We start from the raw sequence: 24,897 nt of genomic DNA, 5'->3' as shown, positions 1-24,897 counted from the left end.
ACCTCTACGCGGCCAGGGGTGACATGCGACAGCCCGGGGCGCACCGTCACCCTGTTATCCTTCCCTCCCCCGATCGACCGGGTGGGCGCTGCCGTCCTCTCCGATCAGGATCCACGGCCAGTCGGGATCGTTTGCGATATCGAGGCCGATCAGTGCAGCAGGGTTAGCCGTCGCCATCCGCAGGACCGCTTCGTCCGGCAGCCCCATGGCGCAAAGCTTGGCCACCCCGTCGGCCACCGTTAGATGTGCCCCGGCAAGGTTCCCTTCGGCATTCACCAGCCGTCCGTCGCGCAACCGGATCTCTTGCCCGTAAAGCTCGAAGCTGTCGCCCCCGCCGACCGTCGCCATCGCGTCCGACACCAGCACCATCCGGTCCGGCACGGGCCGTGCGCGGATGGCGATCTCCAGCATCTCGGGCGCCGCATGGATCCCATCCGCGATCAGCCCGCACCACGCCCCTGACGCGATGGCCGCGCCCGTCAGGCCGGGCGCGCGGGAGGTCATCTGCGACATCGCGTTGAACAGGTGCGTGACGCTGCGGGCGCCTGCCGCAAAGGCCGCCTGCGCCTCCTCCGCCGAGCAATTGGAATGGCCGAGCGAGACGATCACACCCGCTTCGGTCAGCGCCGCGATCTGCGGTGGCCCGACCACCTCCGGCGCCACGGTGACCATCAGCCGGATCTCGCGCGCGGCGTCGCAAAGCCCGCGCAGGTCGGTGTCTCCCATGGGGCGCACGAACTCCGCCGCATGGGTGCCGCGCTTGGCCTCTTCAATGAACGGCCCCTCCAGGTGCAGGCCCGCCAGCCCGTCGGACAGGCGGAAAGCGCGCGCGGCGTCCAAAGCCGCCTCCATCTTTTCGGGCGCGTCGGTGATCAGCGTCGGCAGGATCGCAACCGTCCCGAAGGCCCGGTGGGCCGCGGCGATCCGGCGGGCGGTGGCCACGTCGGGGCTGTCGTTGAACAAAAGCCCACCGCCGCCATTGACCTGCAGGTCGAGGAAGCCGGGGCTCAGGATGCCGGCGATCGCCTCTGCCCCGTCTTCGCCGACGATACGGCCGTCCGCCAGCGCCGCATCGGGCCGGAAGGCATGACCGTCAAACAGGTGATCCGGCCGCAGGGCGGTCATGCAAACGCCTCCGCAGCCGCCCGCGCGGCCCCCCGCGCTGCGGCAAGCCGGGGATCGGCAGAGAGGCGCAAGGACGGCGCGGGAAGATCATACCAGCGGACGGCGTCAAAGGCAGCTATCAGGCGAGGCAGCAGGTCCGGGATGCGCGCGACGCTGCCGCCAAGGACCACCTCCCGCGGATCGTAGCTGTGCTGGATCAGCACGAGCAGCTGGGCGGCGATCGCCAGCCAGTCCTCCATGACACGGTCGGTCTTCGCGGCCTCCTCGGGCGACAGTGCTCCCAGCCCGTGATGCGCCGCCAGACGGCTGAAGCCTGGACCTGCCAACAGCGTCTCATAGCATCCACGCCGCCCGCAGGGGCATGCGATCAACGGCAAACCGCGGTCCGACACAAGCGGCGACGGCAAGGGCAGATGGCCCAACTCGCCCCCTGCCCCGCTATGCGCGTCGCTGGGCAGCGCCGCCGCGGCGACCCCCGTTCCGATCGAGAGGGCGACGAGCGATCCCGCACCATCCGCCTCGCCCAGGGCAAAGGCGCGCACGTCGTTCAGCAGCAGAACCCCGTCTGGAAGGTCGGTCGCCAAAGCCTCGCCGTTCAGGGGCATGTTCGCCGCCCGCACCGCGCCCGTCGCCCGGTCGATCCGGCCCGGCAGACCCAGACCCACCGGCATCCCGGCGCCCCCCTCTGCCCGCATACGGGAAATCACATCCGTCAGAACACCGCGCAGCGCACCGTATTCCCCCGGCGTCGGCACCGTCTCGGTCCACGCGATCGTTCCGTCGGGAGCAAAGAGATAGGCGGCGATCTTCGTCCCGCCGACATCGATGCCGCCGAGAGAGCGCCCTGCCGGGGCCTGATGCCGATCCGCACTCATCCTCGGCCGGTGATGGCCCGCTGTCGGCCCATGCGCAAGCCCTCGCGCTGCCCGCGCACCTGGTCTAGTCAGACACCATGATCGAATGGACCGATGACGGCACCATCCTGACTGTGCGTCCCCACGGGGAAACCTCGGCCATCGTCGAAGTCTTCACCGAGGGCCACGGCCGCCATGCCGGGATCGTCCGCGGCGCGACCTCGCGCAAGATCGCGCCCGTCCTCCAGCCCGGCGCGCAGGTCTCGGCCGTCTGGAAGGCCCGGCTGGAAGAGCATCTGGGCGCCTTCACCATCGAACCCGTCCGCAGCCGCGCCGCCACCGCGATGGCCAGCCGCCTGGCGCTCGCCGGGCTCAATGCCGTCACCGCTCTGCTGTCCTTCGGCCTGCCCGAGCGGGAGGCGCATCCCGACCTCTACCGCCGGTCCACGGCGCTCCTCGATCTGCTCGACCAGCCCGACCTCTGGCCGCTCGCCTATCTGCGGTGGGAGATGGGGTTCCTCGACGAGATGGGCTTCGGCCTCGACCTCAGCCGCTGCGCGGCGACGGGGGCGACCGAGGGGCTGACCTATGTCTCCCCCCGCACCGGCCGGGCCGTCAGTGCCGCGGGTGCAGGCGCCTATGCCGACCGGCTGCTCCCCCTGCCCCCGGTGTTGCGCGGCGAAGGAGAAGCCGAGACAGCCGAAATCGTCGAAGCCCTGCGCGTCACCGGGCATTTCCTGACCGAGGCGCTCGCCCCGTCATTGGGCGACAAACCCGTGCCCGAGGCGCGCGCACGGCTGATCCGCGCCATCGCCAGGGTCGCTTAGGGCACGCGCGCGAAGGTCATCTCGCCCGCCTCGGGGTCGGACAGGATCAGCACGTCGCCCGACACCTCCGAGATCGACATGGCCGTGAGCCGCGCGATCAGCGCCTCCTCCCGTGCCAGATCGGGGCAGGCCCGGCGGGTCACGGCCAGGCCGGACAGCTCGAACCACGGATAAGGCGCCGTCTGTGTACCGTTCAGCAGGTTGCACGGCGCCTCGCCGCTCACCTCTCCATTCGCACCGAAGGTCAGCGACAGCCCGTCGGCGGCCACCCCATCGAGTTCCCGCAATTCCCACGACCCGGCCCCGCCATAGGCGGCCACCGTCTCGTCCCCGCCGCAGGCGGCCAGCGCCAGCAGGACGAAAAGTGCCCTCACACCCGGCCCGCCGCGATCACCGCTTCGGCGCTGTCGATCACCGCGGGGCGCACCGGACGGAAGGTCATGCCAAGCTCGTCCTGCGCCCGGCGGTTCGACACCGCCTGCTGCTTGCCGAGATCGGGCAAAAGCTGCCGCACCGACGGATCGAACAGCGCGATCGCCTTGAGCAGCAGATCGGGCGCCTGCTTCGTCGGCACCTTCCGCTCGGGCCAAGTATCCTTGATCAGCTGCGCCATCTCGACAAACCAGATCCATTCATTGACCGCGAGGAAACGTTTCCCGACCGTGCCGTCCCCTGTCAACGCCCGCACATGCGCCTCGGCCACATCGCGCACGTCGACAGAGGTGAACCCGAACCGCGGCAGCATCGGATCCTTCGCCTGCAGGATCCGCTCGATCACCCCAAGCGAGGTGTTCCAGCTGTCCCCCAGCGGCGGGCCAAGGACGAAGCCCGGATTGACGATTGTCAGCGCCATCTCGGGATTGGCTTCGGTGAATTCCCACGCCGCCCGTTCGGCCAGGGTCTTGGACTTTGCGTAGGGGGTGATGCCCGGATGCTCCAGGTCGGACCAGTCGCGTTCGTCGAAGGGGCGGCCCTCCGGCGGGGTCTTGTTGACGACAGAGACGGTCGAGGAGGTCATGACCACCCGCCGCACCCCGGCCCTCTGCGCCGCCTCGAAGGCCCGCAGCGTGCCGTCGACCGCGGGGCGGATGACCTCCGCCTCGTCCTTCGGCTGGGTGAACGGGAAGGGAGAGGCGGTGTGCATCAGCACGTCCGCCCCCGCCATCGCCTCGTCCCACCCCTCGTCGCGTGACAGGTCGAGCGGAACGAAGGACAACCGCTCCTCCGGCGCGTCCGCATCTGTCAGCGCGGGTCGTATCCCGTCCCGCACCTCCTGCGCCCGGCCCGGATCGCGCAACGTGCCGCGAACGACAAAACCCTGATCGAGAAGACGGGCGGCAATATGCCGGGCAATGAAGCCGGTCACCCCGGTCAGCAGAACAGTTTGCGCCATGGCACCCCCGCAAAGTTAGATGCTCTAACATTCTAGGGCGGCACGCGCGAGGTCAAGGGCCCTGTCGCGCATCTGTTACGGCGGGCGATATAACTTCGCCCGGACGTAGAGAGAGACGGTCGAATGCAAGTCACGGTCCGGGTCGCGCAGGCGGATGCGCCAGTCCTTGTTCTGGTGGCGATTACCAGCCCGGAATACGATCTGACCGAGACCCATATCGATAACACCAACGCGGAACGGATCACCGAAGAGGCAACGGGTCAGGATGTCTTCCTCTGCGACGGGACGCGTCCTTTCACGGTCAGGCACATCTGCCGCCCCGGCAGCGGCTACCCGGAGGCCATCTTCGGGCGCCACGACAGCCGCTTCACCCGCGCCTCCGAGGCTCTGACGACAGATGCAAGGGACCTCGGCACCGATATTACGATATCGCCCGCTACGTGGCATAGCTGTTCCACTACGGCCATCCCGACACGCGCTATTACGACGGGCACGACACCGTCCCCCAGCTCTGCTCGATGACCGAGGGCAGCTGCGTCGACATCAACCTCTACTTCATCGCACTCCTCCGCGCGGCGGGAATCGAGACGGCGACATCACCGGCTATTTCTTTCCGGTGAAAAAGGGCGACTGCTGCGAGGATTCCCGTTGCTGGGTCGTGACCCGCCAGGATGGAGAGGTTCTGGAATGGGACATCGCCCACCACCTGAAAATGGGCACCCGCGACATCGCCGCGGGCCTGAACCCCAAACCCGGACGCCGCGCGCCGGTCGCCCATTCCATGGGACTGACGATCCCCGCGGCGGGCCTCCGCGACATCAAGCTGATCTCACAACCGCTGCGGGTAGCGGACGAACGGCTGGAGGAAGTGCCCGTGCAGATCCCGCTGGAGCCAGGGCGATGAACTACGAACGGGTTTGAAGCGTGCAAAACCGTACATATTGAACATCATTCTTATTCGTGTAGCACTCAAGCCTTGGTGTTTTGAGTAAGATGAGTTTGCCCATAGCCTACCCATTCCATTTCGAGGATAGACAGATGAGAATTGACGCCGCAGCAATCAGAGCTTTTCCAAAATTCTACTACTACTTGACTGTCGACATCCCAAACCTTGCGAGCAACCAAGCAATCGTGGGGTCGATAAAGAGCTTCTCTGGGAAGACCACAAAAGCCACCATCAAAACCGCACTGAAGTGGGGATCCGATCCAGAGATCAAGCTGGTTAAAAACCTTATTTGTGCGTCATCGAAAGCATATGGATGCTACTCATGGGGCTCCAATGTCATTCAAGTGGAAGAGCAGCTTGTTGTTGACTTCGAAGCCGGCAAAGGCGTCAAGAGAAGGACAACCAGGGGCCATGATGTATACCTCTTGGGCGCCACCATTCTGCACGAGCTGACTCATTGGGCTGACGCTCACGATGGCGTAGATGATCTTGTTCCGGGAGATCCGACCAACGAGGAAGGTAACGCCTTCGAGAAAGCCGTGTACGGAAAAGTTATGTGAACTCGTAACTCCGTAGCTTAGTCAAGCTTAGGATGGGCAGTCTGCCCATCCTTCTGCCTATCCGGCCGCTGCCTCCGAGCGCCAGGCCACCGCCCCACCTTGAGCCTCGCTCCCATCCCGCCTATCTCCGACCCTCTGACCGACCCGGAGACCACGATGCCCATCCGCCTGCCCGCCTCGCTGCCTGCCTTCGACGTCCTCACCCGTGAGGGCGTGATGGTGATGGCCGAGGATCAGGCGGCGCGGCAGGATATCCGGCCTTTGCGCATCGGGCTCCTCAACCTGATGCCCAAGAAGATCCAGACCGAGAACCAGTTCGCCCGGCTGATCGGCGCCACGCCCCTGCAGATCGAGTTCAATCTGATCCGCATGTCCGAACACCAGACCCGCAACACCGCGGCCGAGCACATGGCCGAATTCTACCACCCCTTCCAGGAGGTGAAGGACCAGAAGTTCGACGGCCTCATCATCACCGGCGCCCCCATCGAGCATCTGCCCTATGAGGAGGTGACCTATTGGGATGAACTGACCGAGGTGATGGACTGGACCCAGACCAACGTGCATTCCACCTTCGGCGTCTGCTGGGGGGGCATGGCGATGCTGCACCATTTCCACTGCGTGCCGAAATACCTGCTCGATGGAAAGCTCTTCGGCTGCTTCCGGCACACCAACCTCGCGCCGAATTCGCCCTACCTGCGGGGCTTTTCCGACGATTGCTTTGTGCCCGTTTCCCGCTGGACCGAGATCCACGGCGAGGATCTGCCGCCCGCCGTCACCCAGCTGCTCGGGTCCGAAGAAACCGGCCCCTGCCTGATCGAGGATCCGGGTCACCGGGCGCTCTACATGCTCAACCATTTCGAATACGACAGCGGGACGCTCAAGGAAGAGTACGACCGCGACCGCGCCCAATCCCAGGTGGCAGGCCAGGAGATCCAGCTGCCCCGGAACTACTTCCCCGCTGACGATCCCGAGAGCACGCCGCTCAACCGCTGGCGCAGCCACGCGCACCTTCTATATGGCAACTGGATCAACCAGATTTACCAGTCGACCCCCTACGACCGGGACCTCATCGGTAGCTAGTTCGGACATGAAATTGGCCCTCACCCTCGCGATCACATCGACCCTCGTCCTGGCCGGCTGCGCCGCCGTGACCGACCAGATCGCCGACAGGCGCGAGGTCGAGGCCGAGACGCGCTTCCCCCCGGGCGGCGACCTGATCGACGTGGGCAATGGCCGCAACGTCCACGCCTTCGTCACCGGCGAAGGGCCGGACCTGATCCTGATCCACGGCGCGTCGGGCAATACCCGCGATTTCACCTTCCGCTTCACGGGCCGGATGGGCGAGAACTACCGGACGATCGTCCTCGACAGGCCGGGTCTCGGCTGGTCCGACCGGGCCGATGCCGCCTACGAGGACCCGTTCAACCCCAACGCCGAAACCCCGCGCGAACAGGCCCGCATGCTGAAAGCCGCCGCCGACAAGCTGGGCGTCCAAAACCCGATCATCCTCGGCCATTCCTACGGCGCGGCCGTGGCGCTCGCCTGGGCGCTGGAATTCCCCGACCACCCCGCAGGCCTCGTCATCGTCTCCGGCGCGACGGAACCCTGGCCGGGAGAGCTCGGCGCGCTCTACCGCATCAACGGCACCGCGCTCGGCGGGGCGACCCTGCCGCCGCTCGTGACCGCCTACGCGCCGCGCACCCTCCTGCCCTCGATCGTCGAGCGTATCTTCGCGCCCCAGGCGGTGCCCGAGGGGTATCGCGACTATGTCGGCGCGGGCCTCTCCATCCGCCGTTCGGCGATCCGCGCCAATGGCCGGCAGGTCGCCCAGCTCAAGCGGGACGTGACCGAAATGGCGCCGAACTACGCCGCTATCGACATGCCGGTCGAGATCGTCCATGGCGCCGAGGATCCGATCGTGCCGCCCGATATCCACGCGCTGCCGCTGTTCCTGCGGATCGAGGGCGCGACGCTGCAGATCCTCGACGGGATCGGCCATATGCCGCACCACGTCGCGCCCGAGGCGGTCGAAGCCGCCATCGACCGCGCCGCCGACCGCGCCGGACTGCGCTGATTGCGCGACCGGCCGCCGCCGTCCATAAAGGCGGTCCGCACAGCACAGGAGGCGATGCATGTCCCTGCCCTTCGACGGCGCCATATCGACATACTATCAGGACGAGGCGCCGGGCTGGGTGCGCAAGCAGATCGACGAGGCCAAGAAAGACAGTGTCCTCGATCCCGAATTCCCCTACGATCACCGCTGGGACAAGGACGAATACGAAGACGCCTTCCACGCCGTCCAGATCGAACTGGTCAAGCTGCAATCCTGGATCAAGAAATCGGGCGAGCGCATCGTCGTCGTCTTCGAAGGGCGCGATGCGGCGGGCAAGGGCGGCACGATCAAGCGCTTCCGCGAAAACCTGAACGCCCGCGGCGTCCATGTCGCCGCCTTGCCCAAGCCGACCGACCGCGAACGCGGCCAATGGTATTTTCAACGCTATATCAAGCACATGCCCAGCGAAGGTGAGATCACGCTGTTCGACCGGTCCTGGTACAATCGCGGCGTGGTCGAACATGTCTTCGACTTCTGCACGCCCGAGGAACGCGAGCTGTTCTTCCGTCAGGTCACACCGTTCGAGACGATGCTGGTGGGCGAGGGCATTCGCCTCTTCAAGATCTGGCTGACCGTCGGCCGGGCCGAGCAGTTGCGCCGGATGCTGCACCGCGAAGGCAACCCGCTGAAGCAGTGGAAGCTCTCCTCGATCGACGTGAAGGGCCTCGCGCTCTACGACACCTACACCAAGGCGATCGGAGAGACGCTGGGCCGCAGCCACACAGATGAGACGCCCTGGACGATCGTGCGCGCCGATGACAAGCGTCGCGCGCGTATCCAGGCCCTGCGCTCGGTCCTCACGGCGATCCCCTATGACGGCCGCAAGGACGAGGCGCTACAGCCGCTCGACGACCAGATCCTCGGCGGTCCGACCCTTTGGCACAAGGCGCTCCATGCCTAAACGCGGCTACCACCACGGCAACCTCAAGGCAGCGCTGGTCGAGGCCGCGCTGAAGCTGATCGAAGAGAAGGGCCCGACGGGCTTCACCCTCTCCGAGGCGGCCAAGCAGGCGGGCGTCACCCCGGCCGCCGTCTACCGCCACTTCGCCGGCCGCGAGGACCTGATCGCCGAGGCCGCGCGCCAGGGCTACGTCATCTTCGCCGACCTGATGGAGCATGCCTACGACCGCGGCCAGCCTTCGGCCCTTGCCGCGTTCGAGGCGACCGGCCGCGCCTATCTCGCCTTCGCCCGCAAGTTCCCCGGGCACTACGTGGCGATGTTCGAAAGCGGCATCTCGGTCCAGCACAATCCCGACCTCGCCGTCGTCGCCGCCCGCGGCCGCGGTATCCTCGACCGCGCCGCCGCCGATCTTTCGCAACACATCCCCGCCGAAAAACGCCCCCCGGCCGAGATGTTCTCGGCCCATATCTGGGCGATGTCCCACGGCGTGGTCGAGCTTTTCGCCCGAAACTCCCCCGGCACCCGCTCCCCCTTCCCGCCAGAGGACCTTCTCGAGACCGGTATCGGTGTCTATCTCAGAGGGCTGGGGTTGATCCCGATGGAGGAGTAGGCGGTGAAGTGGCTGCCACTCCGCGTTCAGGCCTTCATCCTGGATGGCGGTCTGACGATCATTTCGGTATGCGCCACCATCGTGGCTCTCATGGTGTTCTTTGTAATGGCGAGGAATTATGGGCCTGTCGTGGAGCGGTGATATGAGGCCGCAACTGTGGTTGGCTTCATGGATACCACGGGCGACGACAGCTATGTCGGAGAATTCACAGTAAGACTGGCAGACGGCGAACTCCGGCGGGTTGCGACACGCTTTCCATCCATGGCTCGCAGCGCAGATGATACCCTCTGCATAGAAACCCGCTTCCATGACTCCGGTGTCCGAAGCTACGCCATCGCCGATCCCCGGCGATGCGATTCACCCTAGTCCGTAGGGTGGGGTTCCACCCCACCACCCCATCCGGAAACAATCCCAACCATCTGCGCTCTTGTCCACGCTGTTGCGCTGCGCCGCAGCAGAACGGTCCGTTACCGGGCGATCCGGCGAAAAAGCGTCCGACGTGATGCCGACAGGATGCCGACGGAATGCCGACACGCCGATTTCCCAGCATTTCCCTTCGTTAACGGATGATTCGCGGCGGTGCGTCGAACGGTGCGGACGACCCACCGCGCGACGCGTTAACGAACGGCCCCCCTGCAACGGAAAAAGCCGCCCCGAAGGACGGCTTTCCCGAAAAGTCGTAAGCTGAAGATCAGCGCTTGGAGAACTGGAAGCTCTTCCGCGCCTTCGCCTTGCCGTACTTCTTCCGCTCGACCACGCGGCTGTCGCGGGTCAGGAAGCCAGCGGCTTTCAGGGCCGGCCGCAGGGACGGATCGTAAAGCTGCAAAGCCTTGGAAATTCCGTGCTTTACGGCACCGGCCTGACCGGACAGACCGCCGCCCTTGACCGTCGCCTGAACGTCGAACTGGCCGTCGACACCGGCGACCGAGAACGGCTGACGCAGGATCATCTGCAGCACCGGACGGGCGAAATACTTGTCGATTTCCTTGCCGTTGACGCTGACCTTGCCCGATCCCGGCTTGATCCAGACGCGGGCGACCGCATCCTTCCGCTTGCCCGTCGCATAGGACCGGCCCAGATCGTCACGCACCGGCTCGCGCGGGGTCGCCTCTTCGGGCGCCACGCCCTGTACGCCGCCGATATCGGCGGTGACGGCCTTCGCCAGCTCGTCCAGAGAAGAAACTTGCTCAGCCATGCTCAGGCACTCCGCGTATTCTTGGAATTCATTGATTTCACGTCCAGCACCTCGGGCTGCTGGGCCTCGTGCGTGTGCTCGGGCCCTGCGAAAACACGCAGGTTCGTCAGTTGCTTACGGCTCAGCCGGTTGCCCGGAAGCATCCGCTTGACCGCCTGCATGACGACCCGCTCGGGATGCTCGCCTTCCAGGATCTGGCCCGTCGTGCGGCTCTTGATCCCGCCCGGATAGCCGGTGTGCCAGTAGTTCGGCTTGTCCCGCTTGTTGCCGGTCAGCTGGATCTTGTCCGCATTGATGACGATCACATTGTCGCCCATATCCATGTGCGGCGTGAAGGTGGGCTTGTGCTTGCCGCGCAGGCGGCCCGCGACGATCGATGCAAGACGGCCCAGTACGATGCCTTCAGCATCGATTAGGATCCACTTCTTATCGATCTCCGCCGGGGTGGCAGTGTAGGTTTTCATGTCTCGACCCGTCTCGATCGGCCATGCGGCCGCGGTGAATAGGATGGGCGGGTTATAAGCATCGCACCGAACGGGTCAAGGGAGCGTTGCGCGAATAAATCATTAAGAAACAGAGGCTTGTAAATTAGGTATTATAATACCCCACATTCCTGCCGTCGAGAGTCTTCCTTCGCGACGGCACGTTGGCCTTGAAGCAGCCTGCCAAAGCTGGGATTGTAACAGATCAATGACGATCCAATGACGACTGCCCATGGTTACGAGTGACATCTCTGCCGAGCACATGAAGCCTCAGCCCTCGGGGCTGTCCAACGTTGTTGTCATTGCTGCCGCCTGTGCGGTTGTCCTCGCCGCCTATCTTGTGATCCTCGCCGCCTCCGGCACCGGCGTGCGCGTCCTCAAGGACACGGCGACCGTCTACCAGCTCCCGATCTTCACCGGCCTCGTCACCGAGATCGGCATCTATACGCTCGTGACCGGCGCCGCGATCGCCTGCTTCGGCGCCGTCATGGCGCAGATCGACCGCAGAAAGCTGATGGCCGCCGGCGCCCTCTCGGCCGTTCTGGCCTTCGATGACCGCTACCTCTTTCACGAACGGCTCGCGCCGGCCTATTTCGGCGCCAGCGAAGAGGTCGTGATACTGCTCTACGCGATCTGGGCGATTGCCGTGACGCTCAGCTTCGGGCGCCGCCTCGTCGCCCCCGCCCAGTGGCCGTTGCTGCTGTCGGGCGTCGCCCTCTTCGTGTCGGTCGCCCTTGACATCCTCTCGGATGACGCCTTGGGCCTGCCTGTGGCCGAGGACCTCGCCAAACTCCTCGGCTTCGCATTATGGAGCGGGTTCTGGATCCGACACGCCTACCGCTCGATCCGCACCGGTGGGATGGAATAGGTCAGCCCGGCCCGCGCCACCGCCCCATCCAAGCCCTCGCTGAAGATCAGCGCATCGCCCACCGCCAGCACCCGCCCCAGCTTCAACAGCCGCGCCTCGCAGATCAGGTCTGCCCCCGCCGCCGGCTTGCGCATGAAGTCGATCGAGCAATTCGTTGTGACCGCCAGCGCCTGCGGCCCGATCCGCGACAGGATCGCCAGATAGATCGCCACATCCGCCAGTGAAAACATCGCAGGCCCCGACACCGTCCCGCCGGGCCGCAGGTGTTTCTCTGCCGTCACCAACCGCACCCGGATGCCGTCCATATCCACCCGGTCGATCGCGAAATCGCCCGCCACCTGCGGAAACGCCTTCACCAGAAACGCCTCCAGCGCCGCCTTGTCCATCTTCAGCGCCACGTCTTCCCTCCCGTCCGGCCTCGGCCTAGACTTCGCCGAAGCCAGGAGGGAGGACAAGATGCCCCTGCTCGACCGCCACGACGAAGATGGCATCGCCCATCTGACTCTCAACGCGCCGGACCGCCTGAACGCGCTCTCCGACGCGATGCTCGCCTCCCTGCAAGACCAGATCGACGCCCTGCAGGAGGACAAAGAGACCCGTGCCGTCATCCTCTCCGGCACCGGCAAGGCCTTCTGTGCAGGTCACGACCTCAAGGAAATGCAGGCCAAGCGACAATCCCCCGACAAGGGCGTGGCCGCCTTCCGCGACCTCTTCGAACGCTGCGCCAAGGTCATGATGGGCCTGCAATCCCTCCCCCAGCCCGTCATCGCCCAGGTCCACGGCATCGCCACCGCGGCCGGCTGTCAGCTTGCCGCCACCTGCGACCTGGCCATCGCCGCCACCGGCACCCGGTTCGGCGTCAACGGTGTCAATATCGGCCTCTTCTGTTCCACCCCGATGGTGGCGCTCACCCGCGCCATCCCCCGCAAACAGGCCTTCGAGATGCTGACCACCGGCCGCTTCATCGCGACCGACGAGGCCCTCCGCCTCGGCCTCATCAACAAGGCCGTCCCCGAGGAAGACCTCGTCCAGGAAACCCGCACCCTCGCCGAAACCATCGCCGCCAAACTCGACACCGCCGTCCGCATTGGCAAACGCGCCTTCTACGACCAGACCGACCTCACGACCGAGGCCGCTTATGCCCACACAGCAGAGGTCATGACCCAAAACATGCTCGACCAGGACACCGACGAAGGCATCTCCGCCTTCTTAGAAAAGCGCCCACCCAACTGGCTCTGATCCTCATCTGGCTGAAAATACTCCGGGGATTTTCAAGGGGCAGCGCCCCTTGAAGGCCCGCGCGGCCTGAGCGCGAAAACATCGCGCGCGGGCGACAGCCCGCACCGGCAGGTCACAGCCCATAAAGCGCCTCGAACTTTTCCTCGAGATAATCCAGAAGCGGCCCTTCCGACGGCGCCTTGCCCGCGGCCTGCGCGATCAGATCCTTCGGCAGCATCAACCCGCCATGGCGCTGCAACTTCTCCCGCAGCCACGCTGTCGCCGGCGCCGTGTCACCGTCCGCCAAAGCCGCGTCCAAGCCCGGCACGTCCGCGCGCAGAGCCTGATAGAGACACCCCGCATAGACGTTGCCCAACGTGTAGGTCGGGAAATACCCAAACAGCCCCACCGACCAGTGAACGTCCTGCAACACCCCGTCCGACGGCTTATCGACCGCATAGCCGAAATCAGCCTTGAACCGGTCGTTCCACGCCGCTTCCAGATCAGCGATCCCCAGATCCCCCGCCATCAGTGCCCGCTCAAGGTCAAAGCGCAGCAGCACATGCAGGTTATACTGCACCTCATCCGCCTCGGTCCGGATATAGCCCCGATGCACCCGGTTTGCGGCGGCATAGAACGCCTCCGGCCCGTCCACCGACAGATCGCCAAAAACCTCCCGCATCTGGCCGTAAAGCCAGCCCGTAAAGGCCCGGCTTCGCCCGATCTGGTTTTCGTAGATCCGGCTCTGGCTCTCATGCACCCCCATCGAGGCGCCCTGCCCGATCGGCGTCAACGCATAGGCTTCATCGACCCCCTGCTCATAGGCCGCATGACCCACCTCATGGACCGTCGAATAGAAGCAGTTGAACGGGTCCAGCGGATTGGTCCGCGTCGTGATCCGCACATCGTCCCCTGACCCCGACGAGAACGGATGCACCGCCTTGTCGATCCGCCCCCGGTGGAAGTCGTAGCCGAACGCCTCCGCCAGCCGCGTCGAGATCGCCAGCTGCCCCTCTTCCGCGAAGCTCCCCGTCAGCTCCGGAGCAGGTCCCGCATCGAGGACCCGGTCCCGCAGATCGACCAGCCGCGGCCTGAGCGCGCCGAACATCGCCTCAAGCTCCGCCCCCGTCGCGCCGGGCTCGTAATCGCCCAGCATCGCGTCATAGACGCCCCCGCCATTCGCCAGCGCCTGCCCTTCCTCGCGCTTCAACCGCACGACCTCGTCCAGCACCGGCAGGAAGGCAGCGACATCCTCCGCCGCCCGCGCTTCGGCCCAGATCCCCTGAGCCCGGCTCGTCACCCGCGCGATCTCGGAGGCGAGCTTGGCGGGCACCTTCGCGTAGCGCTCATAACTCCGCCGGATCTCCCGCAGCTGCGCCTTGGCGACGTCGTCCACAGCCTCGGCCGCTTCGAGCCACTCCCCGATCCGCGGATCCACCCGGCGCGCGTGGAGCATCCCCTCCATCGCCGCCATCTCCTCCCCCCGCTGCTCGGCGGCGCCTTTCGGCATCATCGTCTCCTGATCCCAGCTCAACCGGCCGGCCACCTGCGACAGCGCCTCCGTCTCGCGCTGAAAGGCCATCAGATCGTCATAGCCGCTCATGCCGCCCCCCTTACCGATTGCGCAGGCGGATAGCCCGCAAGGAATCGCGCCCTGAGGATCAGCACCCACAGGGCCACCGCCATCAACTGATGCACGATCGCCAGATGCCACGGCGCGGAATACATCACCGTCATGATGCCGATCAGCATCTGCAACACCATCACCGCCGCCATCACCCCGAACGCACCGCGCACGGCAGTAAAGGGCGACCGTCGCGCCACCCACCAGATGCCGATGCCCACGACGAACAACAGATACCCGCTCATCCGGTGCATGAACTGCACCAGCCCGTCATCCTCAAAGAAGTTCCGCCAGAGCGGCTCCAGATCGAAAGGCTGCGGCGGCAGGAACCCGCCCGCCATCAGCGGCCAATCCGTATAGTTGCGCCCCGCATCGATCCCGGCGACCAAGGCGCCCAGCAGGATCTGGATGAAAGCCAACGCGGCCAGCACGGCCCCCAGCCGGAACAGCCCCACATCCCGCTCCCGACGCGCCTGAATCAGCGCAAGCTGCGGCCGCGACAGCTGGAACGTGAACCACGCGATCAGTCCGAGGATGACAAAGGCCAGCCCCAGATGCGTGGCCAGCCGATAGGACGCCACATCCAGCATCCCCTCCTCCAGCCCAGAGGCCACCATCCACCAGCCGATCGCCCCTTGCAGCCCGCCAAGCGCGCCCAGAAGCAGCAGCTTTCCCGTCCATCCCGGCGGGATCTTCCGCGCGACCAGAAAGCCCACAAAACCCGCGGCCCAGACCAGCCCGATGAACCGCCCGAGCTGCCGATGCCCCCATTCCCACCAGTAGATCACCTTGAACTCGGCCAGGCTCATGCCGCGGTTCTGCTCCTGATATTCGGGGATCTGGCGGTAAAGCTCGAACTCCGCCTCCCACTCCTCGGCATTCAAAGGCGGGACCGCGCCCGTCACGGGCGCCCATTCGGTGATCGAGAGGCCGCTATCGGTCAACCGCGTCAGCCCGCCCACAGCGATCATCACCACAACCAGCGCGAACAGCGCGATCAGCCAGGCGCGGATCGCGCCGCGCGCACCAGTTCGCCCGCTATCGATCACACCCGGCTTCGCCGCCTCGGTTTTCGCGCCCTCGCCGACCTCTTCGAAAATGCTCCGCTTTTCCGCCATGATCCCCCGCGTGCCACAACTGGCCGGAACCTATGCCTGCCGCCTCAGAGCGGCAAGTCAGTCCCCCCGTTCCTTCCAGCGCACCATTTGCCGCAGGACCCCGTGGAGCATCTGGACGTCCGCCCGCGTCAGCAGCATCCGGCTCCACAGATTGCGCAGGTTCAGCTTCATCCCGTCCGCCTTTGCCTCGGGGAAGAAAAATCCGGCGTCGTTAAGGCGATCTTCATAATGCTCCGATAGTTTCTCGATCTCGACCTGAGTCGCCCAGTCCGCAACAGCGTCTACGCGTTCGGGCAACGCCTCTTCCGTCGCGCGCCGCCACTCATAGGCGACGAGCAAAACGCATTGCGCGAGGTTAAGAGAGGGAAACAAAGGGTTAACGGGCACTGAGACGATCGCGTTCGCCCGCGCGATATCGTCGTTCTCCATCCCCGCCCGCTCGGGGCCGAACATCACCGCGACCTTCTCTCCCGCAGCGATCCGGTCGCGCGCCATCTCCATCGCCCGCTCCGGGCTCAGAACTGGCTTCGTCAGCCCCCGCGGCCGCGCCGTCGTCGCGACCACCCAAGCGCAATCGGCAATCGCCTCCTCGGTCGTCCCGACCAGCTGCGCCTCATCCAACAGCCGCCCGGCGCCGCTCGCCATCGCGACCGCCTTCTGGTTCGGCCACCCGTCGCGCGGATCCACGACCCGCATCCGGTCCAGCCCGAAATTCCACATCGCCCGCGCCGCCGCGCCGATATTTTCGCCCATCTGGGGGCGGATCAGGACAAAGGCGGGCTGTGGTGCAGGCTCGGTCATAGCGCCACGCCATAGCAGGACTTGGCTTGACCGCAAGCCTCCGCTACGAGGGGCGCACCCACCCGAAAAAGCGCGGAAGAACAATGACAAACGCCCCGCAACGGCCGCAGATCTACCTGCTGACCCCGCCGCAATTCGAACTGTCGCGCTTTCCGGGCGAACTTCAGGCCTGCCTCGACCGGGTGGAGGTCGCCTGCGTCCGCCTGACCCTCGTCACCCAGGACGAAGACCGTATCGCCCGCGCCGGCGACACCCTGCGCGAGGTCCTGCACGCCCGTGACATCGCACTCGTCATCGACAGCCACGTTCTGCTGGCAGAGCGTCTGGGCCTTGACGGCGTCCACCTGACCGACGGCGCGAGATCCGTCCGCGCTGCCCGAAAAAAGCTGGGCGACGACGCCATCGTCGGTGCCTTCTGCGGCACCTCGACACACGACGGCATGACGGCGGGAGAGATCGGCGCCGATTACATCTCCTTCGGGCCAGTCGGCGGCGCCCTCGGCGACGGCAAGACCGCCGAGAAAGACCTCTTTCAATGGTGGTCCGAGATGATCGAACTCCCCGTCGTCGCCGAAGGCGGACTGAGTGAGGAAGCCATCCGAACCCTTTCGCCTTACACGGATTTCTTCGCGCTAGGCGAAGAAATCTGGCTTCAGGACGATCCCGCCGCCGCCCTCGAGGTGCTTTCCGCCGCGATGGGTTGAGGCAGCCGCCGGGCAAGACCCTCGCGCACCACCTCCTCCGCGGCCTTGGCGAGCGCCTTGCGGCTCGCGAACTCGTTTGTCACCATGGGCTCGTGGAATACCGCCTCGACACGTCCGCCCCGCGGAGCAGCCAGCACCTTGATCAGATGCGCGCCGAATTCCATGTCGCCCCACCAGCCATAGAACCTGTCATCTTCGCCGTCCGTGGCGTGATAGGCCAAGGTCACCGGCTGGATGCTTTCGGCCCCCTCCCCGTTCAGAAACGCATCGAAGAGCGTTGATTTGAATGGCAGAATGCGTTTTCCATCTGTCGAGGTGCCCTCCGGAAACAGCGCCAGCAGATGCCCGATCCGCACCCGTTCCATCAGCAGATCGCGCTGCGCCGCGGCCAGACGTCGGTCGCGTTCGATGAACACCGTCCCCGTCGCCCGCGCCAGCCAGCCGATCCCAAGCCACCCGGCGACCTCGGATTTCGACACGAAATAGACCCGCCGCGCCGCATTCAGCACGAAGATATCCAGCCAAGACACATGGTTGGCCACGATCGGCCCGCCGCTACAGCGCGGACCCTCGACGCTCAGCCTCAGGCCGACGATGACCAGCGCGGTCCTACAGACTCCTTGCGTGACGAACGGCGTTGCCGGCCGCCGCAGGCCGAAGATCGGCCGTTCAACCAGGCGCAGGATCAGCAGAACCGCCAGCCCGCCGAACACCACGATCGCAAGCGGCACCGCCTTGATGACGACCCGAAGCCACCCGACCCACCCCGGCGCGACCTCCGGCGGCGGCGGCACTTCGGACTGCCATGTGTTCATCCGTCCACGCCCCGCGCATAGATCGCCCGCTGCCGCGGGTTCATCGCCGCGATATCCAGGATCAGGCACACATCCGTCGTGTTGAACTCCCGGTCAATGAAGGCTCCGTCGCCGACGACGCCCCCCAACCGCAGATAAGCCTTTATCAGCGAAGGAATTTCCAGCATCGCTCCACGCCGGTCGATCGCCTCTTCCGGCAGCAGATCCATCTCCTGCCGCCCCTTTTCTTTCGCTCGAACCCGCAGCTCCTCGGGCGCCAGATGCCGGTAATGCAACAACCCCAGCGGCTGCCCCAACGGCGCCGGATCCGTTCCGTGAAAGCTCGCCACGCCGAACAGAACCTCGATCCCCTCTTCTGTCACGAACTCCGCCAGCCGGTTCCACAACTCGTACATCGCAAGCCCCCCGCGATAGTCGGCATGGACGCAGGACCGCCCAAGCTCCAGCAGCCGCCGCCCCGACCGGCGCAGGGGGCCAAGGTCGTATTCGTCTTCCGAATAGAACTGCCCGGCCGCCGCCGCCCCGTCTTCGGTCATGACGCGATAGACGCCGACCACCTGGTCGTCTGCCTCCCGCGTCCGATCGAACAATAACAGATGCTGAAAGAACGGATCGAACCGATCCCGCTCCAGCCGCTTCTCATGATCGATCAGCGCCCCATGGCCACCCAATTCGTCAACGAACACATCGTAACGCAACCGCTGCGCCGCGGCGACGTCATCCTCATCCGCAGCAAAGCGCGTTTCAAATCGTGGCGACGTCCCCATCCGTGCCATGTGTCCATGGTTGCAGAAGCTCAGGGCTTTTAGGGTGCTGCCCAACCGGGCGCAACAGCCCGGTTCCGATCGCGATTGACAGCACGTTTTTGATCGCTACCGTAAGTTGAAGATTCAATAGCCGAGGAGCCGGGTTAAGGGGTATATACGATTTCGAGTTCGATCCGCGTCCCATCGATCACGACTTTTCCGTGATCCGGAAAGTTCACAGTAATGCGTCCCCCAATGTTCGATTGCACCTGCCCGACCCCCCAGTCGGGTTCTCCGGGATGCCGGACTAGCATGCCTGGTTCCAGGATAGAGTTCAGGTCTGACATAGCCCCAATCGCGAAATGATACCCGATGTCTGACACATCCAACCGACCACCGTCCATCCTGCTGGGCCAAGTCGGCTCCCGCATCTGCCATGATCTGGTCAGCCCACTGGGCGCAATCGCCAACGGTCTGGAACTGCTTGAAATGTCGGGCGTCGCGCCCTCGCAGGAGCTGGAACTGATCCGCGACAGCGTCGCCAACGCCAATGCCCGCATCCGGTTCTTCCGTATCGCCTTCGGCGCTGCGGGCGACGGTCAATCCGTCGATCCCCGCGAATTGCGGGAGATCCTGGACCTGATCGAGAAAGGCGGCCGTCTGCGCTATCGCTGGGATGCTGTCGGAGAGGTCACGCGGACAGAGGCCCGCATCGTCTTTCTAGCGCTTCTTTGCCTGGAGACGGCGCTCGCCTTCGGCGGCGAAATCTCCCTCGCCCGGCGGGAAGACGGCACCTGGCGGCTGCTAGCCGAGGCGCCGAAGCTGCGCTACGAGGCTGAACTCTGGTCGACCATGGCAGGCCCGCTAGGCGCTGATGTCACAGCCCCGGGCCTTGTTCAGTTCTCGCTATTGCCGCTTCTCCTCAGCGAGGCTGGGCGGCGCCTGAATATCGACCAGGCCGAAACGCGGATCCTGATGGAGTTCTAGGGCCTGACGGCCCCCTCTCCGCTGACCAGATACTTGAAGCTGCACAGCTGCTCGGCCCCAACGGGCCCGCGGGCGTGCATCTTGCCCGTCGCGATCCCGATCTCGGCGCCCATCCCGAACTCGCCCCCATCGGCGAACTGGGTCGAGGCGTTGTGCATCAGGATCGCGCTGTCGAGGCTGTTGAAGAACGTCTCGACCGCGACCGGATCCTCGCTGATGATGCAATCGGTATGGTTCGAGCCATGGTGGCGGATATGCGCAATCGCCTTGCCCAGCCCGTCCACGAGCTTGACCGCGACGATCATGTCCAGAAACTCCCGCCCGAAATCGTCCGGCTGGGCCTCGACCGTCCCCTCGATCTTCAGAAGCTCCCCGGTTGTCCGGACTTCGACGCCAGCCTCGAGAAGCGCCTCGATCAGGCGGGTTCCGTGCTGGGTGTAGAATTGCCAGTCGATCAACAGGCATTCCATGGCGCCGCAGATCCCCGTCCGGCGGGTCTTGGCGTTCACCACGATGCTCTGGGCCATCTCCGCATCCGCGGTCTTGCCCACATAGATGTGGCAGATCCCTTCGAGATGCGCGAAGACCGGCACCCGCGCCTCGCGCTGGACCAGCCCGACAAGGCCCTTTCCGCCGCGCGGCACGATCACGTCGATCGCATCGGTCATCGTCAGCATCTCGCTCACCGCAGCCCGGTCGCGCACGGGCACCCGCTGGATCGCATCAGCCGGAAGGCCAGCGCTTTCAAGCCCTTGCACGAGGCATCTGTGGATCGCCTCGGAACTGTTGAAGCTTTCCGACCCGCCGCGCAGGATCACCGCATTGCCGGCTTTCAAACACAGCGCCCCGGCATCGGCGGTCACGTTGGGGCGGCTCTCGTAGATCACCCCGATCACGCCAAGCGGCGTCGCGACCCGCTTGATGTGCAGGCCGTTTGGACGGTCCCACTCGGCCAGAACCCGTCCCACCGGATCGGACTGCTCGGCGATGGCGCGCAGGCCATCGACAATGCCGAGGATGCGATCCTCATTCAGTTCCAGCCGGTCGAGCATCGCGGCTGTCAGCCCCTTCTCCCGGCCAAACTCCATATCCTTCGCGTTCGCCTCGAGGATCTCCGCGCGGTTGACCCAGACGGCATCCGCCGCGCCGATCAGCGCGGCATACTTGCGTTCGGCACTCGCTGTCGCCAACTCGCCCGCAGCCGCCTTGGCGCGGGCGCCGATTTCGGCCATGAGGGCAGGAATATCGTTGAAATCCAGCATGATCGGCCTCCCGCTTCTACTGCTTCAGGACCATGTCGTCCCGGTGGATCAGCGCCGCCCGCGCGTCGTAGCCCAAAACGCCGGAAAGGTCACGGGTGTTGAGGCCGCGGATCGCCTGCGCCTCCTCCGACGTGTACCGGCTCAACCCCAGCCCGAGCGCCGCGCCCCCCGCCGTGATCGCCACCGGATCGCCTCGCCCGAAACGGCCCGTCACGCCGGTCACGCCCGCGGGCAACAGGCTCTTGCCCGAGGCCAGCGCCCGCGCCGCCCCGTCATCGACGGCAACCTCGCCGCGCGGCTTCATCGCCGCGATCCACATCTTGCGCGCCGCCTGCGGGTCGGTCTGCGGGCGGAACCAGGTCGCGCGCCCACCTTCCTCAAGCCGTTTCAACGGGTTCCGCGGCGCTCCTAACGCGATCGCCATGGCGCAGCCCGCATCCGTCGCCAGCCGCGCCGCCATCAGCTTGGTCTTCATCCCGCCCCGCGACAGGCCGGATCCGGCATCGCCCGCCATCGCCTCGATCTCGGGCGTGATCCGGTCGATCTCCTCCAGATGTCGCGCTGTCGGATCCAGCGACGGGCTCGCCGTATAGAGCCCATCCACATCCGACAGCAGCACCAGGCAATCCGCCCCCGCCGTCACCGCGATCCGGGCGGCCAGCCGGTCGTTGTCGCCATAGCGGATCTCGTCCGTCGCAATCGTGTCATTCTCGTTCACGATCGGCGTCACGCCGAGCGCCAGAAGTTGCTGCAATGTCGCCCGCGCGTTCAGATACCGCCGCCGATCCTCCGAATCCTCCAGCGTCACCAGCAACTGCGCCGTCGTCAGCCCATGCGGCACCAGCGCCTCCTCATAGGCGCGCGCCAGCCGGATCTGCCCGACTGCCGCCGCCGCCTGCGACTGCTCCAGCGGCAACTCCCCGGCGTCCAGACCCAGCACGCGGCGCCCCAGGGCGATGGATCCCGACGAGACAAGGATCACATCGGTTCCGCGGCCGCGCAGCCGCGCGACGTCTTCCGCCAGCGAGGACAGCCAATCGGTGCGCAGTCCTGTCTCTGGATCGACCAGCAGGGACGAGCCGATCTTGACAACAAGCCGCTTCGCGTCGGTCAGGGTTGCCACGGCGCCTCGTCCTCGGGCTCGGCTGCCTTGCGCGCATGGTCGATCTCGGCCCTCAATGCGCGCAGAAGCGGTTGGATCCCTTCCCCGCTGACACCGGAGACAAGATAAACCCGTCCACCCGAGGCCTCTTCCAGAACGCGCCGTGCCTCCGCCCGCTCCTCATCGTCCAAAGCATCAATCTTGTTGAGCGCGGTAATCCGCGGCTTCTCGGACAGCAGCCGGTAGTTCCCGATCTCGTCGATGATCGTCTGATAATCCTCGGCCAGCGTCTCGGACGTGCCGTCGACCAGATGGAGCAGCACCGCGCACCGCTCCACATGGCCCAGAAACCGGTCGCCAATCCCCTTCCCTTCCGACGCGCCTTGGATCAGGCCGGGGATGTCGGCGACGACGAATTCCGTCCCGTCGATCCCCACGACCCCAAGGTTTGGGTGCAGCGTGGTGAACGGATAATCCGCGATTTTCGGCCGCGCATTTGAGGTTGCCGCAAGGAAAGTCGATTTCCCGGCATTCGGTAGCCCCAGCAGCCCCGCATCGGCGATCAGCTTGAGCCGCAGCCATATCGTCCGTTCCACCCCTGGCTGGCCGGCATTGGCGCGGCGCGGGGCCTGGTTGGTCGAGGTCTTGAAATGCAGGTTGCCGAAGCCGCCATTGCCGCCCTTGGCGATGGTCACGCGCTCGCCTACCTCGGTCAAGTCGGCGATCACCGTCTCTTCGTCCTCGTCGAGCACCTCCGTCCCGACCGGCACCTTCAGCAGGATATCGGCCCCGGACTTGCCGGTCCTGTTCTGGCCCATCCCGTGCTGGCCGTTCTTGGCGAAGAAATGCTGCTGGTAGCGAAAGTCGATCAGCGTGTTCAGCCCGTCGACCGCCTCGACCACAACATCGCCCCCACGCCCGCCGTCGCCGCCATCTGGCCCGCCGTATTCGATGAACTTCTCACGCCGGAACGACACCGATCCGGCCCCGCCAGAGCCGGAGCGGATATAGACCTTGGCAAGGTCGAGGAATTTCATGTCAGCGCCTCGAATGCGTCCCGCGTCAGCCGGTACTCCGTTGCGGGCGCAGGCTCAAGCCGCGCGAGGGACCAGCTGTCTTCCCGATGACCGCTTTCCTCGAAGCCCAGGCGGCGCATGACGATTCCCGAGGCCGGGTTGTCGTCGTAGTGATCCGCCTCGATCACCTCAACATCGAACCGCGCGAAGCAGAAGCCCAGGAAGGCCCGCAGCCCTTCGGTCGCGTAGCCTTTGCCCCACTCTTCCGGGTCGAGGAAGTATGCCACCGACTGATGTCCCGGCCCGGGCGCCTTGCCAAACCCGAAAGACCCGATGATCCGATCGTCCTTCGTCATAAGCGTCGCGCGAAACCCGGGCCGCCCGTGATAACGCCCGGCGGCGATCCAGCGGCGGCACTGAACCTCCGGCCAGGGAGTCATCACGCTCGCCAGCATCGGCGCGACCTGCGGATTGCCCCCGATCCGCGCCAGATCCGGCCAGTCGGTATCGCGGGTCTCGCGGATCACAAGCCGCTCCGTCTCGATCCGGAACGCCCGCCGGTCCCGCCAGCGGGCGCGGGTCAGAACCAGCGCCTGGCTCTCCATCTCCTTATCGAGTGCCTTAGAGTAACTGGTCTTCCGCCCTGCCTCGACAAAGCCGAGTTTGACCAGAACATTGGCCGACGCGACATTGCCAAGCGTATAGCTCGCAACGATCTCGTCAGCCGCTGTCAGCCCGAAATGCGCGTCGAGCACCGCATCCCCCGCCTCGGTCGCAATCCCCTGCCCCCAGGCCTCGCGCCCCAGCCAGTAGCCTAGGTGCTCCTCTGTTCCAATCACGCCGACAAGCGATCCACCACGTTCAATGGCCCAGTGAAACCCCGAACCGTCCTCTGTCACAACGTCACCGAGGAATTGTTCAGCATCCGCTAGCCTATAAGGATGCGGTGCACGCGACAGCCAGCGCGTGACTTCGAAATCCGAGATCAGCGCCGTGATCCGCTCCGCATCCCCCTCCCGCAGCGGACGCAGCTTCAGCCGTGGCGTCCGCAGGACCGGGGTCACGGCACCAGCTTTCGGCTATAGGTCCATGTCGGCACCAGCGCGTCGCGAGCCACGCAAAACGCCTCCGCATCGCCCAGATAGTCGAAGCCGCACAGCATCAGCACACGGGCCGAGCCGGGGTTGTCCTGAAAGACCGTTCCAAAGACATGGGTATCTCCATGCGGATTGGCCTCGATCAGGCCACCGACAGCCTCGGTCGCGAAGCCGGTGTTCCAGAAGGCAGGCGCCACCCAATAGCCGATCTCGGACTGGTTCCGGTCCAGCCGTTCCAGCCCGATCAGGCCGATCAGCTCCGCATGGCCGTTGGCCGACCCGTCGAGCGCCCAGATATCCTCGACCCGCTGCGGATCGGTCGCCCGCGCCAGCAGCGCCTCGGTCGCGCCGGGGGGCAGCGGGTGCGGGATCGACGTCGTCATCCGGGCCACGCGCTCATCGCCCGCATGAAGGTCGATCAGACCCGCATCACTGCGGCGCAAAGAGCGCAGCGTCAGGCGCTCGGTCTCGATGATCGACTGGACAGGGGTCTTCAGAAGAGCGGTCATGGCAAGGCTCCGCAATTGGTCGCT

Annotated in this window: 32 protein-coding genes; 14 read left to right on the top strand and 18 right to left on the bottom strand. The window is 65.5% G+C overall.

Annotation, left to right across the window (positions count from 1 at the left end; translation table 11 throughout):
* Positions 1-54: 54 nt before the first annotated feature.
* Both AADZ90_RS08900 and AADZ90_RS08895 read right to left on the bottom strand, forming a co-directional pair.
* Positions 55-1,125, bottom strand: coding sequence for an N-acetylglucosamine-6-phosphate deacetylase (locus AADZ90_RS08900; RefSeq protein WP_367309637.1), 1,071 nt, complete (start codon positions 1,123-1,125; stop codon positions 55-57).
* Positions 1,122-2,000 carry an ROK family protein gene (locus tag AADZ90_RS08895; protein WP_367309636.1) on the bottom strand — a complete coding sequence of 293 codons (879 nt, stop codon included), beginning with the start codon at positions 1,998-2,000 and terminating at the stop codon, positions 1,122-1,124. Before AADZ90_RS08895 ends, AADZ90_RS08900 begins: the two co-directional genes overlap by 4 nt.
* A gap of 80 nt (positions 2,001-2,080) precedes the next feature.
* Here AADZ90_RS08895 and recO point away from each other — a divergent pair, with 80 nt between their 5' ends.
* Positions 2,081-2,806 carry a DNA repair protein RecO gene (gene recO, locus AADZ90_RS08890; protein ID WP_367310212.1) on the top strand — a complete coding sequence of 242 codons (726 nt, stop codon included), beginning with the start codon at positions 2,081-2,083 and terminating at the stop codon, positions 2,804-2,806.
* Here recO and AADZ90_RS08885 read toward each other — a convergent pair.
* Positions 2,803-3,180, bottom strand: coding sequence for an META domain-containing protein (locus AADZ90_RS08885; protein WP_367309635.1), 378 nt, complete (start codon positions 3,178-3,180; stop codon positions 2,803-2,805). The genes recO and AADZ90_RS08885 overlap by 4 nt on opposite strands.
* Entirely contained in the window at positions 3,177-4,199 is a 1,023-nt protein-coding gene (locus AADZ90_RS08880) for an SDR family oxidoreductase (protein ID WP_367309634.1), read from the bottom strand. Before AADZ90_RS08880 ends, AADZ90_RS08885 begins: the two co-directional genes overlap by 4 nt.
* 123 nt (positions 4,200-4,322) lie before the next feature.
* Here AADZ90_RS08880 and AADZ90_RS08875 point away from each other — a divergent pair, with 123 nt between their 5' ends.
* The 9 genes from AADZ90_RS08875 (at position 4,323) to AADZ90_RS08840 (ending at position 9,470) form a co-directional block, all read left to right on the top strand.
* Positions 4,323-4,721 carry a hypothetical protein gene (locus AADZ90_RS08875; RefSeq protein ID WP_367309633.1) on the top strand — a complete coding sequence of 133 codons (399 nt, stop codon included), beginning with the start codon at positions 4,323-4,325 and terminating at the stop codon, positions 4,719-4,721.
* Complete coding sequence (locus tag AADZ90_RS22470; RefSeq protein WP_490372065.1) at positions 4,718-4,819, top strand: hypothetical protein; 102 nt, start codon at positions 4,718-4,720, stop codon at positions 4,817-4,819. Before AADZ90_RS08875 ends, AADZ90_RS22470 begins: the two co-directional genes overlap by 4 nt.
* A 38-nt stretch (positions 4,820-4,857) precedes the next feature.
* A complete protein-coding gene (locus tag AADZ90_RS08870) occupies positions 4,858-5,103 on the top strand; it encodes a hypothetical protein (RefSeq protein WP_367309632.1) in 246 nt (81 codons plus the stop codon).
* Between the two features lie 134 nt (positions 5,104-5,237).
* Entirely contained in the window at positions 5,238-5,705 is a 468-nt protein-coding gene (locus tag AADZ90_RS08865; RefSeq protein WP_367309631.1) for a hypothetical protein, read from the top strand.
* A 156-nt stretch (positions 5,706-5,861) separates the two neighbouring features.
* Positions 5,862-6,785 carry a homoserine O-succinyltransferase gene (locus AADZ90_RS08860; protein WP_367309630.1) on the top strand — a complete coding sequence of 308 codons (924 nt, stop codon included), beginning with the start codon at positions 5,862-5,864 and terminating at the stop codon, positions 6,783-6,785.
* Positions 6,786-6,792: 7 nt separating this feature from the next.
* Positions 6,793-7,779, top strand: coding sequence for an alpha/beta fold hydrolase (locus AADZ90_RS08855; RefSeq protein WP_367309629.1), 987 nt, complete (start codon positions 6,793-6,795; stop codon positions 7,777-7,779).
* Between the two features lie 58 nt (positions 7,780-7,837).
* Positions 7,838-8,719: a polyphosphate kinase 2 gene (gene ppk2 / locus AADZ90_RS08850; protein ID WP_367309628.1), complete on the top strand. Its 882-nt coding sequence runs from the start codon at positions 7,838-7,840 to the stop codon at positions 8,717-8,719.
* Positions 8,712-9,329 (top strand): TetR/AcrR family transcriptional regulator, encoded by a 618-nt coding sequence (locus AADZ90_RS08845; RefSeq protein WP_367309627.1) that lies wholly within the window; start codon positions 8,712-8,714, stop codon positions 9,327-9,329. The genes ppk2 and AADZ90_RS08845 overlap by 8 nt, the downstream gene beginning before the upstream one ends.
* A 3-nt stretch (positions 9,330-9,332) precedes the next feature.
* Positions 9,333-9,470 carry a hypothetical protein gene (locus tag AADZ90_RS08840; RefSeq protein WP_367309626.1) on the top strand — a complete coding sequence of 46 codons (138 nt, stop codon included), beginning with the start codon at positions 9,333-9,335 and terminating at the stop codon, positions 9,468-9,470.
* A gap of 550 nt (positions 9,471-10,020) precedes the next feature.
* Here AADZ90_RS08840 and rpsI read toward each other — a convergent pair.
* Complete coding sequence (gene rpsI, locus AADZ90_RS08835; RefSeq protein ID WP_367309625.1) at positions 10,021-10,524, bottom strand: 30S ribosomal protein S9; 504 nt, start codon at positions 10,522-10,524, stop codon at positions 10,021-10,023.
* Between the two features lie 2 nt (positions 10,525-10,526).
* Positions 10,527-10,988, bottom strand: a complete 462-nt coding sequence (rplM, locus tag AADZ90_RS08830; RefSeq protein ID WP_367309624.1) for a 50S ribosomal protein L13 — start codon at positions 10,986-10,988, stop codon at positions 10,527-10,529.
* Positions 10,989-11,238: 250 nt separating this feature from the next.
* Between rplM and AADZ90_RS08825 the strand changes: the two genes are divergently transcribed.
* Positions 11,239-11,874, top strand: coding sequence for a DUF8692 domain-containing protein (locus AADZ90_RS08825; RefSeq protein WP_367309623.1), 636 nt, complete (start codon positions 11,239-11,241; stop codon positions 11,872-11,874).
* Here AADZ90_RS08825 and AADZ90_RS08820 read toward each other — a convergent pair.
* Entirely contained in the window at positions 11,841-12,272 is a 432-nt protein-coding gene (locus AADZ90_RS08820) for a PaaI family thioesterase (RefSeq protein WP_367309622.1), read from the bottom strand. The two genes, AADZ90_RS08825 and AADZ90_RS08820, sit on opposite strands and share 34 nt — an antisense overlap.
* Here AADZ90_RS08820 and AADZ90_RS08815 point away from each other — a divergent pair.
* Entirely contained in the window at positions 12,169-13,113 is a 945-nt protein-coding gene (locus AADZ90_RS08815) for an enoyl-CoA hydratase (RefSeq protein ID WP_411996985.1), read from the top strand. The two genes, AADZ90_RS08820 and AADZ90_RS08815, sit on opposite strands and share 104 nt — an antisense overlap.
* A gap of 112 nt (positions 13,114-13,225) precedes the next feature.
* Here the strand turns inward: AADZ90_RS08815 and AADZ90_RS08810 are convergent, their stop codons facing one another.
* The 3 genes from AADZ90_RS08810 to AADZ90_RS08800 are packed head-to-tail and all read right to left on the bottom strand — an operon-like array spanning position 13,226 to position 16,635.
* Positions 13,226-14,695: a carboxypeptidase M32 gene (locus tag AADZ90_RS08810; RefSeq protein ID WP_367309621.1), complete on the bottom strand. Its 1,470-nt coding sequence runs from the start codon at positions 14,693-14,695 to the stop codon at positions 13,226-13,228.
* Complete coding sequence (gene ctaA, locus AADZ90_RS08805; RefSeq protein ID WP_367309620.1) at positions 14,692-15,834, bottom strand: heme A synthase; 1,143 nt, start codon at positions 15,832-15,834, stop codon at positions 14,692-14,694. Before ctaA ends, AADZ90_RS08810 begins: the two co-directional genes overlap by 4 nt.
* Positions 15,835-15,891: 57 nt before the next feature.
* Entirely contained in the window at positions 15,892-16,635 is a 744-nt protein-coding gene (locus AADZ90_RS08800) for an RNA methyltransferase (protein ID WP_367309619.1), read from the bottom strand.
* Between the two features lie 83 nt (positions 16,636-16,718).
* Between AADZ90_RS08800 and AADZ90_RS08795 the strand changes: the two genes are divergently transcribed.
* Entirely contained in the window at positions 16,719-17,339 is a 621-nt protein-coding gene (locus AADZ90_RS08795) for a thiamine phosphate synthase (RefSeq protein ID WP_367309618.1), read from the top strand.
* On the opposite strand, the gene olsA is transcribed toward AADZ90_RS08795, so the two are convergent.
* The 3 genes from olsA to AADZ90_RS08780 all read right to left on the bottom strand — a co-directional run bounded on the left by olsA (position 17,288) and on the right by AADZ90_RS08780 (position 19,247).
* Complete coding sequence (gene olsA / locus AADZ90_RS08790; protein ID WP_367309617.1) at positions 17,288-18,154, bottom strand: lyso-ornithine lipid O-acyltransferase; 867 nt, start codon at positions 18,152-18,154, stop codon at positions 17,288-17,290. The genes AADZ90_RS08795 and olsA overlap by 52 nt on opposite strands.
* A complete protein-coding gene (gene olsB, locus AADZ90_RS08785; RefSeq protein WP_367309616.1) occupies positions 18,151-18,930 on the bottom strand; it encodes an L-ornithine N(alpha)-acyltransferase in 780 nt (259 codons plus the stop codon). Before olsB ends, olsA begins: the two co-directional genes overlap by 4 nt.
* A 134-nt stretch (positions 18,931-19,064) precedes the next feature.
* The gene (locus tag AADZ90_RS08780) at positions 19,065-19,247 is read right to left on the bottom strand and encodes a DUF3553 domain-containing protein (protein WP_367309615.1); all 183 of its coding nucleotides are present in this window, start codon (positions 19,245-19,247) and stop codon (positions 19,065-19,067) included.
* Between the two features lie 25 nt (positions 19,248-19,272).
* On the opposite strand from AADZ90_RS08780, the gene AADZ90_RS08775 reads away from it, so the two are divergent.
* Positions 19,273-19,887 (top strand): histidine phosphotransferase family protein, encoded by a 615-nt coding sequence (locus tag AADZ90_RS08775; RefSeq protein WP_367309614.1) that lies wholly within the window; start codon positions 19,273-19,275, stop codon positions 19,885-19,887.
* Here AADZ90_RS08775 and AADZ90_RS08770 read toward each other — a convergent pair.
* From AADZ90_RS08770 to AADZ90_RS08750, 5 genes are read right to left on the bottom strand one after another with little or no spacing between them, the layout of a single operon-like run.
* Positions 19,884-21,149, bottom strand: a complete 1,266-nt coding sequence (locus AADZ90_RS08770; RefSeq protein ID WP_367309613.1) for a glutamate-5-semialdehyde dehydrogenase — start codon at positions 21,147-21,149, stop codon at positions 19,884-19,886. The two genes, AADZ90_RS08775 and AADZ90_RS08770, sit on opposite strands and share 4 nt — an antisense overlap.
* Before the next feature lie 16 nt (positions 21,150-21,165).
* Positions 21,166-22,272: a glutamate 5-kinase gene (gene proB / locus AADZ90_RS08765; protein ID WP_367309612.1), complete on the bottom strand. Its 1,107-nt coding sequence runs from the start codon at positions 22,270-22,272 to the stop codon at positions 21,166-21,168.
* Positions 22,260-23,288, bottom strand: coding sequence for a GTPase ObgE (obgE, locus tag AADZ90_RS08760; protein ID WP_367309611.1), 1,029 nt, complete (start codon positions 23,286-23,288; stop codon positions 22,260-22,262). The genes proB and obgE overlap by 13 nt, the downstream gene beginning before the upstream one ends.
* Complete coding sequence (locus AADZ90_RS08755; RefSeq protein WP_367309610.1) at positions 23,285-24,331, bottom strand: GNAT family N-acetyltransferase; 1,047 nt, start codon at positions 24,329-24,331, stop codon at positions 23,285-23,287. The genes obgE and AADZ90_RS08755 overlap by 4 nt, the downstream gene beginning before the upstream one ends.
* Entirely contained in the window at positions 24,328-24,873 is a 546-nt protein-coding gene (locus AADZ90_RS08750; RefSeq protein WP_367309609.1) for a GNAT family N-acetyltransferase, read from the bottom strand. Before AADZ90_RS08750 ends, AADZ90_RS08755 begins: the two co-directional genes overlap by 4 nt.
* Positions 24,874-24,897: the final 24 nt, after the last annotated feature.

This window comes from Aestuariibius violaceus, assembly GCF_040779325.2.
Taxonomy (GTDB): Bacteria; Pseudomonadota; Alphaproteobacteria; order Rhodobacterales; family Rhodobacteraceae; genus Aestuariibius; species Aestuariibius violaceus.
The sequence above is the reverse complement of the archived record's forward strand: the minus strand, read 5'-3'. Positions and strand labels throughout refer to the sequence as shown.